This is a genomic window from Variovorax frigidus (genome assembly GCF_051216515.1).
Taxonomy (GTDB): Bacteria; Pseudomonadota; Gammaproteobacteria; order Burkholderiales; family Burkholderiaceae_C; genus Variovorax.
In genome coordinates this window covers 304,208-317,124 of record NZ_JBPJZF010000006.1, presented here as the reverse complement: position 1 = coordinate 317,124, position 12,917 = coordinate 304,208, and the positions used below count along the sequence as shown (strand labels likewise).

At 68.6% G+C, this 12,917-nt stretch carries 12 protein-coding genes; 5 read left to right on the top strand and 7 right to left on the bottom strand.

The window, feature by feature from the left end; genetic code table 11:
- Positions 1–9: 9 nt before the first annotated feature.
- The gene (locus ACSFBC_RS19570; protein WP_435512018.1) at positions 10–1,056 is read left to right on the top strand and encodes a helix-turn-helix domain-containing protein; all 1,047 of its coding nucleotides are present in this window, start codon (positions 10–12) and stop codon (positions 1,054–1,056) included.
- A gap of 21 nt (positions 1,057–1,077) precedes the next feature.
- On the opposite strand, the gene ACSFBC_RS19565 is transcribed toward ACSFBC_RS19570, so the two are convergent.
- Positions 1,078–2,463, bottom strand: coding sequence for an aminopeptidase P N-terminal domain-containing protein (locus ACSFBC_RS19565; RefSeq protein WP_435512017.1), 1,386 nt, complete (start codon positions 2,461–2,463; stop codon positions 1,078–1,080).
- 236 nt (positions 2,464–2,699) lie between these two features.
- Between ACSFBC_RS19565 and ACSFBC_RS19560 the strand changes: the two genes are divergently transcribed.
- Entirely contained in the window at positions 2,700–4,658 is a 1,959-nt protein-coding gene (locus ACSFBC_RS19560; RefSeq protein ID WP_435512016.1) for a hypothetical protein, read from the top strand.
- 19 nt (positions 4,659–4,677) lie between these two features.
- Here the strand turns inward: ACSFBC_RS19560 and murU are convergent, their stop codons facing one another.
- Together murU and ACSFBC_RS19550 are read right to left on the bottom strand one after the other, a co-directional pair.
- A complete protein-coding gene (murU, locus tag ACSFBC_RS19555) occupies positions 4,678–5,373 on the bottom strand; it encodes an N-acetylmuramate alpha-1-phosphate uridylyltransferase MurU (protein WP_435512243.1) in 696 nt (231 codons plus the stop codon).
- A 23-nt stretch (positions 5,374–5,396) separates the two neighbouring features.
- The gene (locus tag ACSFBC_RS19550; protein WP_435512015.1) at positions 5,397–5,789 is read right to left on the bottom strand and encodes an S-adenosylmethionine decarboxylase family protein; all 393 of its coding nucleotides are present in this window, start codon (positions 5,787–5,789) and stop codon (positions 5,397–5,399) included.
- A 114-nt stretch (positions 5,790–5,903) separates the two neighbouring features.
- Between ACSFBC_RS19550 and tkt the strand changes: the two genes are divergently transcribed.
- Both tkt and gap read left to right on the top strand, forming a co-directional pair.
- Positions 5,904–7,955, top strand: a complete 2,052-nt coding sequence (gene tkt / locus ACSFBC_RS19545; protein ID WP_435512014.1) for a transketolase — start codon at positions 5,904–5,906, stop codon at positions 7,953–7,955.
- Positions 7,956–7,996: 41 nt separating this feature from the next.
- The gene (gap, locus tag ACSFBC_RS19540) at positions 7,997–8,998 is read left to right on the top strand and encodes a type I glyceraldehyde-3-phosphate dehydrogenase (RefSeq protein ID WP_435512013.1); all 1,002 of its coding nucleotides are present in this window, start codon (positions 7,997–7,999) and stop codon (positions 8,996–8,998) included.
- Between the two features lie 64 nt (positions 8,999–9,062).
- On the opposite strand, the gene ACSFBC_RS19535 is transcribed toward gap, so the two are convergent.
- Positions 9,063–9,371, bottom strand: a complete 309-nt coding sequence (locus tag ACSFBC_RS19535) for a putative quinol monooxygenase (RefSeq protein WP_435512012.1) — start codon at positions 9,369–9,371, stop codon at positions 9,063–9,065.
- A gap of 71 nt (positions 9,372–9,442) precedes the next feature.
- Positions 9,443–9,850 carry a VOC family protein gene (locus ACSFBC_RS19530; RefSeq protein WP_435512011.1) on the bottom strand — a complete coding sequence of 136 codons (408 nt, stop codon included), beginning with the start codon at positions 9,848–9,850 and terminating at the stop codon, positions 9,443–9,445.
- A gap of 104 nt (positions 9,851–9,954) precedes the next feature.
- On the opposite strand from ACSFBC_RS19530, the gene ACSFBC_RS19525 reads away from it, so the two are divergent.
- Complete coding sequence (locus ACSFBC_RS19525) at positions 9,955–10,599, top strand: TetR/AcrR family transcriptional regulator (protein ID WP_435512010.1); 645 nt, start codon at positions 9,955–9,957, stop codon at positions 10,597–10,599.
- Positions 10,600–10,602: 3 nt separating this feature from the next.
- Here the strand turns inward: ACSFBC_RS19525 and ACSFBC_RS19520 are convergent, their stop codons facing one another.
- Both ACSFBC_RS19520 and ACSFBC_RS19515 read right to left on the bottom strand, forming a co-directional pair.
- Positions 10,603–11,838 carry an MFS transporter gene (locus tag ACSFBC_RS19520; RefSeq protein WP_435512009.1) on the bottom strand — a complete coding sequence of 412 codons (1,236 nt, stop codon included), beginning with the start codon at positions 11,836–11,838 and terminating at the stop codon, positions 10,603–10,605.
- Between the two features lie 96 nt (positions 11,839–11,934).
- Positions 11,935–12,906 carry a Bug family tripartite tricarboxylate transporter substrate binding protein gene (locus tag ACSFBC_RS19515; RefSeq protein ID WP_435512008.1) on the bottom strand — a complete coding sequence of 324 codons (972 nt, stop codon included), beginning with the start codon at positions 12,904–12,906 and terminating at the stop codon, positions 11,935–11,937.
- Positions 12,907–12,917 lie beyond the last annotated feature (11 nt).

Here is a 12,917-nt window from a genome sequence, read left to right as displayed (position 1 = left end):
AGGAACCCCATGTCCGCGCGTGCCGCTTCCTCTCCCCTGCACTTCGACACCGCTGCGCTGCCGCAGCGCGACCGTTTCGCGTTCTGGGCGGAAGAGCTCGGCGCTAAGGTCGGCTATGCCGACTACGACAGCCCGGAGCGACAGACCTTCTCGCAGCAGCTCACGATCATCGAGGTCGCGGGGCTGTCCCTGATGCGCGCCAGCGGCAGCGCGGTCGACATCCATCGCAGCGTGCCGAGCGGCTTGAAGGAGGCCGACGTCTATCCGTTGCACCTGCTGCTGAAGATCGGCGGCGGGGCCACGCTGTGCGAGCAGCGGGGGCGTTCGACCATCGTCCAGCCCGACGAGTGCGTGCTGATCGATTCGGATCAGCCGCTGCGCCTGCGCTCGACCGAGCGCACCGACTCGTGGATCATCGGTCTGTCGCGCCCGCTGATCGCACACTGGCTGCGCCCGGCGGCCGACCTGGCCGCGCTTCCGCTGCAGGCCCACAGGGGATGGGCCGGCGCGCTGTCGGGCTACCTGCGCGCGCTGCAGGCCGATCAGGTGCAGCAGATCCGCGGCCCTTTCGAGCAGGAGCTCGTGGCGCAGCATGTCATGTCGATGCTGTCCTTCGCGCTCTCCGAGGCGGGCGCCATGCCCGATCTCCAGTCGGCCACGGCCGGCGACAGGGCCCTGCATGCCCGGATGTGCGACTGGATCCGGGAGCACTACGCCGACCCCACGCTCAGCGCGCAGAAGATGGCCGACCGCTTCCAGGTCTCGCTGCGCCATGTGCACAAGGTGTTCGCCGTCGCCAGCCGAGGTGCGACCTTCCTGGCCACGGTGCAGCGTCAGCGCCTCGACGAGGCCACGCGCCTGTTGCGCACCGCCGATGTCACCGGCCTGTATGTCGCACAGATCGCCTACCGGTGCGGGTTCTCCGATCCCGCCCACTTCGGGCGGGTCTTTCGCGCGCGCTACGGCTGCTCGCCGCAGGAGTTCACGCGGGCCGAATCGAGCGCGCGGGGCAGGCAGCAGGAGGTGCCTCCCCCGGTGCCCACGTCACCTCGCTGATCGCGTCGGCGCGCCCTGCAGTCAGCGCATCAGCGCTTCGATCTCGTCGCCGTCCACCGGCACGTCGCGCGTGATCAGCTCGCAGCCGTCGGCGGTGACGATCGCGTCGTCCTCGATGCGGATGCCGATGTTGTGAAACTGCGCGGGCACGCCTTCGCCCGGCCGCACGTAGATGCCGGGCTCGATGGTCAGCACCATGCCGGGCCGCAGGATGCGGCTCGGACGGTTCTTCACGGTCTCGCCCGACAGCGGGTCCTTGCGTTCGCTCACTTCGCCGACTTGCGTGGGTTCGACGTAGCTGCCGCAGTCGTGCACGTCCATGCCCATCCAGTGGCCCGTGCGGTGCATGTAGAAGGGGAAGTAGGCGCGCTGCTCGATCACGTCTTCCAGGCTGCCCACCTTGTTCGCGTCGAGCAGGCCCACGTCGAGCATGCCCTGCGCCAGCACCTTCACCGCGGCATCGTGCGGATCGGTGAAGCGGTTGCCGGCCCTGGTCGCGGCCACGGCGGCGTACTGGCTCTGCAGCACGATGTCGTACAGCGTGCGCTGCGGCCCGGTGAACTTGCCGTTGGCGGGAAAGGTGCGCGTGATGTCGCTCGCATAGCCGTCGAGTTCGCAGCCCGCGTCGATCAGCACCAGTTCGCCGGCGCGCACCGGTGCGGCATCGGCGTGGTAGTGCAGCACGCAGGCGTTGGCGCCGGCGGCCACGATCGAGGCATAGGCCGGGTACTGCGACCCGCCCATGCGGAATTCATGCATCAGCTCGGCATCGAGGTGGTATTCGCGCAGGTCCCGGCCTTCGCGCAGCATGCGGGCCGAGGTCTGCATCGCACGCACGTGGGCCTGCGCGCTGATCCTGCCGGCACGCCGCAGGATGTCGATCTCGTGCGCATCCTTCACCAGCCGCATCTCGTCGAGCGGGCCGCAGAGGTCGCGCTGGGTCTCGGGACACAGCGCACCGAAGCGCACGCGGGCGCGCACGGAAGAGAGCCAGCCGTCGATGCGCGACTCCAGACCCTTGTGCGTGGCGAAGGGGTACCAGACCGCGGACCGGTTCTCGAGCAGGCGCGGCAGCTTGGCATCGAGCTCGGTCACGGAGAAGGCTTCATCGACGCCCAGGGCTTCCGGTGCGGCCTCGGGGCCGAGGCGGTGGCCGTCCCAGATCTCGCGCTCGAGGTCCTTGGGCGCGCAGAACAGTGCGGTGTGCCCGCTGCCGTCGAGCACCAGCCAGGCATTCGGCTCGGTGAAACCGGTCAGGTAATAGAAGTAGCTGTCATGACGGTAGAGGAAGTCGCTGTCGCGATTTCGCGACCGTTCCGGAGCCGTCGGAATCAGCGCGATGCCCGTGTTTCCGAGCTGGGCGGCCAGGCGCGCGCGGCGCTCTGCGTAGGGGCTGAATGTCGTCATCTCACGATGCTATACGTTTGTAACACCCCCTGTGGCATGGAAACCGCTTTCAGAAAGGGAATGAAAGTCCCATTGCCACAACGCGAACGCAGCCGCAAGAATGCAAGCTTGTCAATCGGAGGAATTCATCAGTGAATGTAGTAAAAAATGCCGCTTTTGTGGTTTTGGTTGCAGCGCTCGCTGCATGTGGGGGAGGAGGCGGAGGGGGTGACACTGCGGCGGGAGGCGGCACCGATGTGAACGCTGGTGCTGGCGCAGGTGCAGGTGCAGGCGCTGAGACCGGCGCCGGTACCGGCGCGGGCGGCTCGCTCGGCACCATCCCGGCTCAGGACGACATCGTCGACAGTGCACGCAATGTCGTGCCGGCTTCCTATGTCGCCATGGCCGCGCAGATGAGCAAGGCGGCCGGCCTCTCCTACCGATACGGCCCGGACCCGGTTGCCTACGGCACTACCGGCAACGGCGGCCGGCCCACGCTGAGCGATCGCGCCGACCAGTCCTACGACCCGATCTCGATCCGCATGCCCAACGGCAACCGGGGCTGCGTGCCTGCGGCGTTGGGCGGCTATTGCGGCACCTGGCAGGTCGGCGGCTCGCTGCTCTCGGACCCGGGCGACTACTCCTCGAGCATCCTGCATGCCGCCTATGTGGCGGACACCCCGGCGCAGAGCGTCGGCGTGGCCACCTTGCAGTCCATCAGCATGGGCCACAACACCTTCGCGCAAAAGCCCGAATCGAGCTGGACCACGGGCCCGGCGAACAGCGGCACCAACGACCTCAATGCGCAGAGTTACGCCAGCAACGGCCAGTCCGCACGCGACCCCGTGGCCGTCGGGCGCTGCTACCGCACCGGCTGGTGCACGACCAGCCTGATGGTGTTCCAGAACGGCCTGATCGGCACGGCCGGCAGCAACACCGCGAGCAACAAGACCACGGTCCAGCTCGCCGCGAACAAGGTGCCGACGGCCGTTTCGGTCACGCCGGGCGGCGAATTCGCGCTGGTCACCGTCTGGGACACGAGCCAGGCCGCGCGTCCGCGCGGGCAGATCGCCGTGATCGCGCTGGCCAGCCTGTGCGCCGGCTGCACGCCCGACAACCCGAGCGGCTGGTACGACAACTGGGGGGAGTGGAAGGGCGTCTATCCGGGCCTCCCCAATCTCGGGAACATCAGCTACATGAAGGTGCTGGGCTATGTGGACCTGCCGGACTCGCTGCGGGCCCCGACCGAGATCTCCTCGTCGACGGGCATGGAGTTCGAGGGCTATCGGGTGCATACGGCCGATGGTCAGCAGAGCAACTACTGGGAATCGCCCCTCACGGACGCGGGCATCCGCAAGAGCTTCTACGACGGCTACAACCAGACGGCCACGGCCCGTGCCGGCGTGGCCGTCGTGGTGTCCAAGTCGGAGCAGCGTGCGGCCTTCATCGACCTGCGTCCGCTGTTCAGCTTCTACCGCGAGAAGTATTTCAACGGCTCGCAGAGCGACTTCAACGCGATGGTCGCCGGCCGCGGCGCCGGTGCCAACCAGTGGCCCTACACCTTCGATGCCGCCCCGGCGCAGAAACCGGTGCTGATCAAGACCGAAGACTTCGCGGCCAAGCCGACCGCCGTCAACGTGCGCCTCAACGGCGCGGCCCGTGCCTTCATCGCGACACAGGAAGGCCAGTTGCACATCTACGACCTGGGCAACTACCTGCGTCCTGCGAGTGGCGGCGCGGCATCGGAGATCGTGCGCCGCGGTGGCGTGAACGTGGGCCGCAACCCGACCCACATCGCCTACGTCAAGCCGCACGGCAATGCGGACACCCGCACGATCTACCCCCAGGGCTACGATCGGGAGGTGATCGTCACTTCGCGCGGCGACCGACGCCTCGAGTGGGTCCAGTTCGCCGGCGACTTCAACAGCGCCAGCGTGCGCAAGACGCTCACGGACAGCCGCCTGGTCGACCCGATCGCGAGCGAGGACGCCGAGAACCACGGCACCGAATCCTATGTGGTGTCGGTGGCCGACTTCGGCGGCAAGAAGATAAGCAACTACCGCTATGGGCCGGTGATCTTCTGGACCAACCAGGGCTCGGGCTGGACCTGCCAGCCGCCCAACGGCTGCCCGACGCAGGGCGGCGACGCCGAATTCGGCGGCAGCTACGCGCTGCCGGGCAAGCCCTTCCAGGTCGGCGGTTCGAACATTCCCTGACCGGGAGGCGCCTGGCGGCTCAGGCGGCGTTCAGCGCCGCCAGCCGCTCCGGCGTGCCCACGTCGGTCCATCGGCCCAGGTAGCGTTCCGCGCTCACCTGGGCTTTTTTCATGGCGCCGCGCAGCAGCGGCGCGAGCGCGGCGCGCTCCCCCCGCGGGTTGCCCGGTGCGATGCCGCACAGCGGCGGCGCAAAGAAGGCCGCGCGGTACAGCGCGAAGGTCGAGAAGGTCAGGCGCTCGGGCCCATCGTCGAGCGCCAGGCCGTCGGCCGAAATGCCGAAGTCGCCCTTCGGGTTGTGCGCCGGGTTCGGCACCAGCCACAGATGGGCCAGTTTTCCGCTCGCGACGAAGCGTTCGACGGCCGCCTGCGTGAACGTGAAGTCCGGCGCATGGATGTCGCCCGCCACCACCCAGAACACATCGCCCAGCAGCGGCAGTGCACGCACGATCCCACCCGCGGTCTCGAGCGCGTCGCCGAAGTCGCGGCCCTCGTGCGAATAGACGATGGAACGCCCCGTGGCGTTGCCGTCGCCGAAGCGCGCCTCGATCTGCTCGCCCAGCCAGGCCGTGTTGACCACCAGCGAGCGGAAGCCGCCGGCGGCCAGCGCGTCCATCGGCCACTGCATCAGCGGCTTGCCGTGCACCGCGAGCAGCGGCTTGGGCGTGTGGTCGGTCAGCGGCCGCATGCGTTCGCCGCGGCCGGCGGCCAGCACCATGGCGCGGGTCGGTTCCGTCGTGCTCATGCGCGCGCCGCTTCGGGCCCCGCGCCGCGCAGCAGCGCATGGCGCTCCACGCGTTGCGGCTCGAACAGCGCCAGCAGCGCGTCCATCAACGCCTGGGCCTTGGCCGAATGGTCGGCGCCGAAGTTGCACACGTAGACGTCGAGCGTCGCGCCGCGCCGTTCGGGCCAGGTGTGGACGCACAGGTGCGACTCGGCCAGCAGCACCGTGGCGGTGACGCCGCCCGGGCCCTCGGCCGTGGCCGGAAAGGCGTGGACCAGCTGGCCCACGGCCTGCAGGCCTGCGTCGCGCACCGCGCGCGCGCAGCGTTCGCCCAGCAGTGGCGCATCGGTGAGCCATGCCGCGGCGCAGCGGCAGTCATGGAGATCGGCGGTGAGGTGCAGCCCTTGCATAGGTTGCGACTCTAGCAGCGGGCCGGGGGAATGCAGGCCCGCGACGGGGCGCCCGACCCCGGCCCGCTAAAATTGCGGGTTCCCCCCAACACCACTCCCCCGAAAGCCTCACTGATGGCCAACCAAGCCTTGATGGCCAACGCGATCCGCGCGCTGGCAATGGATGCCGTTCAACTCGCGAACTCGGGCCATCCTGGCGCCCCGATGGGCATGGCCGACATGGCGGCCGCACTCTGGGGCGACCACCTGCGTCACAACCCGGTCAACCCGCACTGGCCCGACCGCGACCGCTTCGTGCTGTCCAACGGCCACGCGTCGATGCTGATCTACGCCGTGCTGCACCTCACCGGCTACGACCTGCCGGTCGACGAGCTCAAGAAATTCCGCCAGCTGCACAGCAAGACCGCCGGCCACCCCGAAGTCGGCGTGACGCCCGGCGTCGAGACCACCACCGGCCCGCTGGGCCAGGGCATCACCAATGCCGTGGGCTTCGCGCTGGCCGAGAAGCTGCTGGCCGCGGAATTCAACCGTCCGACCCACGCCATCGTCGACCACCACACCTACGCCTTCCTGGGCGACGGTTGCCTGATGGAAGGCATCAGCCACGAAGCTGCGGCCCTGGCCGGCGCCTGGAAGCTGAACAAGCTGATCGCGCTGTACGACGACAACGGCATCAGCATCGACGGCCCGGTCAAGCCCTGGTTCATCGACAACACCGCCGAGCGTTTCAAGGCCTACGGCTGGAACGTGCTTGGCCCGGTCGACGGCCATGACGCCGCCGCCGTGTCCAAGGCCATCGCCGAAGCCAAGCAGTCGGGCGACAAGCCCACGCTGGTGATCTGCAAGACGCACATCGGCAAGGGCAGCCCGAACCGCGCCAACACCGCCAAGGCGCATGGCGAGCCGTTGGGCGCTGAGGAAATCGGCCTCACGCGCAGCGCACTGGAATGGGCCCACGCGCCCTTCGAACTGCCCGAAGCCGTCTACGCCGAGTGGGACGCCAAGGCCGCCGGCGCCAAGAACGAAGCCGCCTGGAACGCGCGCTTCGCCGCCTACACCGCGACCTTCCCCGACCTGGCCGCCGAATTCACGCGCCGCATGAAGGGCGAGCTGCCCAAGAGCTTCCACCAGACCGCCTTCGACGCCGTGGTGGCCGCCCACACCAAGGGCGAGACAGTCGCCAGCCGCAAGGCCTCGCAGCTCGCGCTCGAAGCCTTCACCGCCGCGCTGCCCGAACTGCTCGGCGGCAGCGCCGACCTGACCGGCTCGAACCTCACCAACACCAAGAGCACGCCCAACCTGCGCTTCGACGACCAGGGCAACGTGGTGCGGAGCGTTGGCAACGAGCAGTTCCCCGACGGCCTGCTGGGCCGCCACATCAACTACGGCGTGCGCGAGTTCGGCATGGCGGCCATCATGAACGGCGTGGCGCTGCATGGCGGCTTCATCCCCTACGGCGGCACCTTCCTGACCTTCAGCGACTACAGCCGCAATGCGATCCGCATGGCCGCGCTGATGAAGCAGCGCGTGATCCACGTGTTCACGCACGATTCCATCGGCCTGGGCGAAGACGGCCCGACGCACCAGTCGATCGAGCATGCCGCCTCGCTGCGCCTGATCCCGAACCTCGACGTCTGGCGTCCGGGCGACACCGCCGAAACCACCGTGGCCTGGGCCGTCGCGCTGCAGAACACCACGCGGCCGACCGCGCTGCTGCTGTCGCGCCAGAACCTGCCCTATTCGCCCAAGGCCGACCTCAGCGACATCAGCAAGGGCGCCTACGTGCTGTCCGAGCCCGAGCGCGTCGGCCTGAAGAGCAAGAAGGTCAAGGCCGTGATCATCGCCACCGGCTCCGAAGTGCAGCTGGCGCTGAAGGCGCAGGAGCTGCTGGCCGCGAAGAAGATCGGCGTGCGCGTGGTGTCGATGCCCTCGACCACCACCTTCGACCGCCAGGACGTGGCCTACAAGAAGAGCGTGCTGCCCAAGGGCCTGCCGCGCATCGCCGTCGAGATGGGTTCCACCGACGGCTGGTGGAAGTACGGCGTCGCGGCCGTGGTCGGCATCGACACCTACGGCGAGTCCGCACCCGCGGGCGTGCTGTTCAAGCATTTCGGGTTCACGCCGGAGAACGTGGCGGCGACCGTCGAAGCCGCGCTTTCGCGCTGAACTCGACCGACAGTAGTTTTTCAACCTTAGGAGCATCTCAGATGGCTATCAAACTCGGTATCAACGGCTTCGGCCGCATCGGTCGCAACGTGCTGCGCGCCGCCGTGCAGAACTTCAGGAACGAGATCGAGATCGTTGCCATCAACGACTTGCTCGAGCCCGACTACCTGGCCTACATGCTGCAGTACGACTCGGTGCACGGCCGCTTCCAGGGCGAGGTTTCGGTCGAGGGCAACACGCTGATCGTCAACGGCAAGAAGATCCGCCTGACGCAGGAACGCGATCCCGCGAACCTCAAGTGGAACGAAGTCGGCGCCGACGTCGTGCTCGAATCGACCGGCCTGTTCCTGACCAAGGAAACCGCGCAGAAGCACATCGACGCAGGCGCCAAGAAGGTGATCCTGTCGGCTCCGTCGAAGGACGACACCCCGATGTTCGTCTACGGCGTGAACGACAAGAAGTACGCCGGCGAAGCCATCGTGAGCAACGCCAGCTGCACCACCAACTGCCTGGCCCCGCTGGCCAAGGTGCTCAACGACAAGTGGGGCATCAAGCGCGGCCTGATGACCACCGTGCATGCTGCCACCGCCACGCAGAAGACCGTCGACGGCCCGAGCAACAAGGACTGGCGCGGCGGCCGCGGCATCCTGGAAAACATCATCCCGTCGTCGACGGGCGCGGCCAAGGCCGTGGGCGTGGTGATCCCCGAGCTCAACAAGAAGCTCACCGGCATGAGCTTCCGCGTGCCGACCTCCGACGTGTCGGTGGTCGACCTCACGGTCGAGCTGGAAAAGCCGGCGACCTACAAGGAAATCTGCGCCGAGATGAAGGCCCAGAGCGAAGGTCCGCTCAAGGGCATCCTGGGCTACACGGAAGACAAGGTGGTGGCCACCGACTTCCGCGGCGACCCGCGCACCTCGATCTTCGACGCCGAAGCCGGCATCGCGCTCGACAGCACCTTCGTCAAGCTCGTGAGCTGGTACGACAACGAATGGGGCTACTCGAACAAGTGCCTGGAGATGGTCAAGGTCGTGTCGAAGTGAGCTTCTCGGACTGAACGAAAAACGCGCCCGAGGGCGCGTTTTTTCGTTGAGGGTCAAGGGGCTGTCAGACCGCTTCGAGCACGTGGATCGTGCGGCTGGCTATCCAGTCCTTGACCTTGGCGCCGAAGGCCGCCATGTGCGCCGACACCGCGTGCGCCTGCAGCGCGGCCAGGCTTTCCCAGCGCTCGATCACCACGAAGGTGTCCTCGCCGAAGGTGCCGCGCGAGGGCGGCACGCCGGCCGCGTCCACGGTCGCGGCGTATTCGATGCAGCCTTCTTCGGCGAGCACGGCCGGCACGTTGGCCTGGAAGGCCTCGAGGACCTGGGCGCGCAGGCCGGGCTTGGCGGTGATGATGGCGAGGGCATGGATCATGGTGAAAAGCGTCTCCGGATGGGGGAGATCGAATCTAACCCGGGTGCGGCGACGCTGCTGGCGCCCAGGCGTCAGCCCGGCATGCCGCCGGGTTCCATGAACACCAGCTCCCACATGTGGCCGTCGAGGTCCTCGTAGCCGTGCTGGTACATGAAGCCGTGGTCCTGCGGCTGCGTGGGCGTGCGGCCGCCTGCGGCCACGGCCTTCTTCACCATCTCGTCGACCTGGGCGCGGCTCTCGCACGACAGCGCGATCAGCACCTCGGTGCTGGCCTTGGCGTCCGAGATCGGCTTGGGCGTGAAGGTCTTGAAGAACTTCTCGACCAGCAGCATCACGAAGATCCGGTCCTCGCTCACGATCATGCAGGTCGCGTTCTCGTCGGTGAATTGCGGGTTGAAGCCGTAGCCGAGCGCGGTGAAGAAGTCGACGGACTTCTTCAGGTCCTTGACCGGCAGGTTGACGAAGATCTGGGTGGCCATGGGTTTTCTTTCCTTTGAAGAGCAGATGGAATGCAATTTGTGTACGCTGTACACAAACCATAGCTCAGACAATGGACGCTGTCCACAAAGGAGAATCCCGAGCCATGAGTCCTGTCCCGCAGCCAGCCCGCAGCACCTACCGCCATGGCGACCTTCGGCGCGCGCTGCTCGAAGCGGGCATCGCATTGGCGCGCGTCGGCGGGCCCGAGGCGGTGGTGCTGCGCGAGGTCACGCGGCAGGCGGGCGTGGTGCCCAACGCGGCCTATCGCCATTTCGGCAGCCGCGACGACCTGCTGAAGGCGGTGCGCGCCGCGGCGCTGTCGGCCTCGGCTGCCGCGATGGAGGCCGAGCTGGCCGCCGTGCCCGCGGGCCTGCCGCCGGCCGAGGCCGCGCGCGCGTCCCTGCGTGCCATCGGCGCCGGTTACCTGCGCTTCGCCCAGGCCGAGCACGGGCTGTTCCTCACGGCCTATGCGGCGTCGGACGATCTCAAGGGCCCGACCGATCCGGCCCGCGCCGGGCCCAGCGGCAAGAACCCGTTCCAGCTGCTGGGCGAGGCGCTCGACCGGATGGTGGCGACGGGCGTGATGCCGGCCGAGCGCCGCCCCGGCGCCGAGTTCCTGGCCTGGTCGGCTGTGCATGGCCTGGCGATGCTGGTGCTGGACGGGCCCCTGGGCCCGGTGATCGGCCCGCAGATGCAGCAGGTGGGACAACGCCTGCTCGACATGGTCGAGCACGGCCTGGCCACCTGAAGATCAGCCGGCCTTCGCCGCGCCCGGCGGCTTCGGCAGGAAGACGAAGGCCAGGGCCCCCGCCACCAGCAGGCCCGCGATGGTGAGCAGCACGCTCACGAAAGGGTCGGCGCCATGGGCCGAGGCGGCCGAGGCCACCGCGCCCGTGAGCCACTGCATCACCGCCACGCCGAGGAACATCGCCATCGTGAACACGGCCATCGCGCGGCCCGTCATCGCGGGTGGATAGGCGGCCTTCACGTCGGCGTACTGCAGCACGATGTAGCCCGACAGCAGGCCGCCGACGATCGCGCCCACCACGTCGAGCGCAGCCCCGGGGTCGAAGGCCATCACCGCGAAGATGGCGGCCACCGCGAAGGTGAAGCCGACGATCCAGCGCCGCCGCACCGCGCCGGGGTCGAAGCGGCCGAACAGGATCGGGCCGAACATGCCGACCACCGACACCGCGATCGCCACGTTGCCGCTCTGCACCAGCGAGAAGCCGTGGCGCTCGATCAGCAGCGGGCCCAGCCACAGCCCGCGCAGCGAGATGAAGGAGGCATAGGTCACGGCCGCCAGCGCGAGGATGCCCAGCGTGTGCGGCAGCGTGAACAGCGCGCCGTAGCTGCGCAGCGCGCCCAGCACCGACGGGCGTTCCGAGGCCGCGACCGGCGCCGGCGGCTCCTGCACCAGCCAGAGGATCAGGAGCCAGGCCAGCGCCGAGCCCACGGCCAGCGCGAGGAAGCCGGTGCGCCAGGACGTGGCCTGCACCAGCCAGGCCAGCGGCGTGCCGGTCAGCAGCATGCCGAGCGAGCCCACGCCCAGCGTCAGGCCCGACACCGCGGCGAAGCGCTCGGGCGGAAATTGCCGTGCGATGAACACGGTGCACACCAGGAAGGCCGGCGCGCAGCCGACGCCGATCAGCACCTGGCCGACCACCAGCACGCCGAAGGTGGGCGCCACCGCCGACAGCAGCGCGCCGGCGATCGCCAGCGGGAAGGCGATCAGCACCGTGCGCCGCACGCCCTGCAGGTCGATGCCGATGCCCATCAGCAGCTGCAGCGCGCCGAAGGCGAAGTGGAAGGCGCCCGCGAACACGCCCAGCGCCTGTGCCGACAGGCCGAACTCGGCCTGCAGCGGCGTGGCCAGGATCGCGGCGATGGTGCGGAAGGCCTGGCTCAGCGCGAAGGCGCCGATCAGCGCCAGCAGCATCAGCCAGGGCGGGTGGGCGGTAATTTGTCTCGAGGGGCTCGTTGTCATTCCTGTCGCGCGCACGATGCGCAAAGCCAATGCGACAGCGAGCCTAACCGGTCGCGCCGCGCGCGGCTGTCACGCGCGGCGCGGTCGCTTGCGCGGTCAGTCGAGTTTGACGCCCGTGGTCTTCACCACCTCGCGCCACTTGGCAACGTCGGCCTGCACCAGCGCGGCGAAGGCCTCGGGCGTGTTGGCCACGGGCAGCGCGCCCAGATCGAGCATCTGCTTGTTCACCTCGGGCTGCCTCACGGCCTCGGCGATGGCCTGCTGGATCGTCTTCAGCACGGCCGGCGGCGTGCCCGCCGGTGCCAGCAGGCCGAACCAGCCCGACACCTCGTAGCCCGGCACGCCGCTCTCGGCCACGGTCGGGATCTCGGGCGCGCCCGGCCAGCGCTGCGCCGTGGTCACCGCGATGGCGCGCACCTTGCCGCTGCGCACGAAGTTGATGGTCGAGGGCAGGTTGTCGAAGCCCACCTGCACCTGGCCGCCCATCAGGTCGGTGAGCATCGGCGCGGCGCCCTTGTACGGCACGTGAAGCATGTCGACGTGGGCCATCATCTTGAGCAGCTCGGCGCTCATGTGCGGCGAGCCGCCCAGGCTGGTCGAGCCGTAGTTGAGCTTGCCCGGCTGCGCCTTGGCGAGCGCCAGCAGCTCCTGCAGGTTCTTGGCCGGCACGCTCGGGTGCACCGCGATGATGTTGGGCGTGCTCGCGACGATGGTCACCGGCGCGAAGTCCTTCACCGCGTCGTACGGCAGGCTCTTGTAGACCGCCGAGTTGATGCCGTGCGTGCTCGCCGTGCCCATCAGCAGCGTATAGCCGTCGGCCGGCGCGCGCGCCACTTCGGCCGAACCAATGGCGCCGTTGGCACCGGCCTTGTTCTCGACCACGAAGGGCTGCTTGAGCCGCTCGCCGAGCTGCTGCGCCGCCACGCGCGCAATGATGTCCGTGGTGCCGCCGGCCGGATAGGGGACGATGATCCGCACCGGCTTGCTGGGGTAGCCCTGGGCCTGCGCTGCGGCCATGGCCGCCACCGACAACAGGACCGCGCCGAACCATCGAATCGTCGTTTTCATCTGGCTTGTCT